We start from the raw sequence: 2,854 nt of genomic DNA, 5'->3' as shown, positions 1-2,854 counted from the left end.
GGGGTGGCGAGCAGCAGCGGGGCGCCTGCGGCGACACCGAGGCAGAGCGAGAGGGCCAGCGGCTTGAGCATTTGCTTGAGCGGTTTCATCCGTACTCTCCTGACAGGAATGGTGCAGTCAGATAACGCCATGCAGCCCCGATTCGTTGGCCGCGGCTGACGGATGGCGTGTCTTTCGGTGGTTGTTCTGTCGCGCACGGCGCATCGCCGCGTTTGACTGACGGACGTCGCGCGGATAGCGTTGCAACTGAAAATTCCCCCTGTCAGGAAGAAGTCATGAGCGCAGCCTCGAAAAACGCCACTGTCACTGTCGACGGCAAGACCCGCTACCACGAGCCGGCCCCGGCCCATATCGATGTCGAGGCTTTCCGCCAGACCGTGATCAGCCGCCGCTCGGTGCGCAAGTTCACCGCCACGCCCATCCCGCAGGCGGTGCTTGACGACTGCCTGGACATGGCGCTGCTGGCGCCGTGCTCGTCCGGCCTGCAGCCGTGGGAGTTCTACGTGGTGCGCACGCCGGCGAAGAAGGCGAAGCTGGTCAAGGCCTGCATGAGCCAGCTCGCCGCCAAGACTGCCGCCGAGCTGATCGTCTGCGTGGCGCGCACCGACCGTGTCGAGGAGTTCTCGCGCAAGATGCTGCGCGAGTGGCCCATGCCCGATGTGCCCAAGCTGGTGCAGCGCTACTACCAGCTCATCCCCTACAACTATGCGCCGGGCCCGCTGAACAGCTTCGCCGTGGTGAAGAAGGCGGCATTCGCGGTCGGCGGCCTGGTCGCCGCCGTGCCGCGCGGTCCCTACACCAGCGCCGAAGTCCGGCTCTGGGCCGCGAAAAGCACGGCGCTGGCCTGCGAGAACCTGGTGCTGGCGTTCCGCGCCCACGGCTTCGACACCTGCATGATGGAGGGCTTCGACGAAGTGCGCGTGCGCAAGCTGCTCGGCCTGCCCGATGAGGCTTTCACGGTCATGGTCATCGGTGCCGGCGAGCGTGCCGACGACGGCGTGTTCTGGCCGCAGATCCGTTTCGAGCGCGAGCTGTTCGTGCACGAGGTCTGAGCCGGAACGCCCGCTTGAGTTACCGGTGCCGGCCAGCAGGCCGGCACCCCTGTCCCGTTATGCTCCCGAGTGATGAAACTGCCGTGAAATGCGGGCATTACGGTCAACCCGGGAGCGCCTGCATCGCTTAGCCTTGTGACACGGTCGCCGCCAAGAGCGACAACGGCTGCCTGCCATGGCCAGCCTCACGAGGGAGACAACAAGAATGCAAGTCCGAGCATCCGTCCGCCGTTCCAACGCTGTCCGTCACCTTTGCCAGCGGCTCGCCAGCCGTCTGGCGGCACCGTTGCTGCCGCTGCTGCTGGCGCCGGTCATCGCCCAGGCCAACATCGCTCCCAGCGCCGCCCAGCAGGCCGACATCCAGGCCGCCGCCAAGGTCATGCAGGGCAAGACCGTCCGCTTCTGCATCTTCGATCCGGTCGGCGCCAACGGACCTGCTGTCGCCAATGCCCGCGACTACCTGCTGGAGGCGAAGAAGTGGGGCATCAACGCCGAGATCAAGCCCTATGTCGATGAGCGTGTCGCCGCCGAGGACCTGAAGGCCGGGCAGTGCGACGGGGTCGCCATCACCACCCTGCGCGCCAAGCAGTTCAACCACTTCGTGGGCAGCCTCGACGCCGTCGGCGCGGTGCCCGACAACACCCACATGCGCGCCGTGCTGGCGACGCTGGCCGACCCCAAGCTGGGGCCGCTCATGGTCAACGGCAACTACGAGATCGTCGGCCTGATCCCGCTCGGCTCGGTCTATGTCATGGTGCGCGACCGTGCCATCAACTCGGTGGAGAAGGCCGCCGGCAAGAAGGTGGCGGTGCTGGAATGGGACCGGTCGCAGGCCAAGATCGTGCAGCAGCTGGGCGCGCAGCCGGTGGCGTCGGACATCACCAACTTCGCCGGCAAGTTCAACAACGGCCAGGTCGACATCATCGCGGCGCCGGCAGTGGCCTTCAAGCCGCTGGAGATCTACCGCGGCATGGGCGACAAGGGTGCGGTCTACCGCTTCCCGCTGGCCATGATGACCGCTTCGCTGGTGGTGCGTCGCGACCGCATGCCGCCGGATGTCGGCCAGAAGCTGCGCGAATACGTGCTGACCCAGATCGACAAGGCCTTCGAATACGTGGCGCGCGAGGAAAAGGGCATCGAGGCCCGCTACTGGATGGAGCTGACGCCGGCGGACAAGGCCAAGTACGTGACCATGATGCGCGAGGCGCGCATCAACATGATGAAGGACGGTGACTACGACGCGCGCATGATGAAGCTGCTCAAGCGCGTGCGCTGCAAGCAGACGCCGACGCTCGGCGAGTGCTCGCTCAACGACGAATGACCGTGGTCGCGGGGCGTGCACCGGGTGCCGGAATGCGGTTAAGCTACGACCTCGTAAGTCACTGAGTCGTCGGCGCAGGCCGGCCCGCCCTGGAGATCGTGCATGAAGAAGTTGTCGGTGCTGCTCGTCGCGTTGCTGAGCGTGACCCTCGTCGTGGAAGAGGCCCACGCCAAGCGCATGGGCGGCGGCAAGTCGTTCGGCCGTACCCAGCAGACCGCGCCGGCCCAGCCGGATCGCGCCCAGGCTTCGCCGAGCCAGCAGCGCCAGGCCGCCCAGCCGGCGCAGTCGCCTTCCCAGGCCGCCGCGCCGGCCGCCGGTGCCGCCAAGAAGGGCATGATGGGCGGTCTGCTCGGAGGCCTGCTTGCCGGCGGTCTGATCGCCGCGCTGTTCGCCGGCGGAGCCTTCGAAGGCCTGCAGCTCATGGACATCCTGATCTTCGCGCTGCTGGGCTTCCTGATCTTCAAGCTGGTGGCCATGTTCC

The 2,854-nt window shown here is 66.7% G+C and carries 2 protein-coding genes; both read left to right on the top strand.

Annotation, left to right across the window (positions count from 1 at the left end; genetic code table 11):
- Window positions 1-275 precede the first annotated feature (275 nt).
- Complete coding sequence (locus C5O18_RS04115) at window positions 276-1,052, top strand: nitroreductase family protein (protein WP_105191706.1); 777 nt, start codon at window positions 276-278, stop codon at window positions 1,050-1,052.
- Between the two features lie 379 nt (window positions 1,053-1,431).
- The gene (locus C5O18_RS04110) at window positions 1,432-2,373 is read left to right on the top strand and encodes a putative solute-binding protein (protein ID WP_105191708.1); all 942 of its coding nucleotides are present in this window, start codon (window positions 1,432-1,434) and stop codon (window positions 2,371-2,373) included.
- Window positions 2,374-2,854 lie beyond the last annotated feature (481 nt).

Source organism: Amnimonas aquatica (genome assembly GCF_002943415.1).
In the GTDB taxonomy this organism is placed as follows: Bacteria; Pseudomonadota; Gammaproteobacteria; order Pseudomonadales; family Moraxellaceae; genus Perlucidibaca; species Perlucidibaca aquatica_A.
The sequence above is the reverse complement of the archived record's forward strand: the minus strand, read 5'-3'. Positions and strand labels throughout refer to the sequence as shown.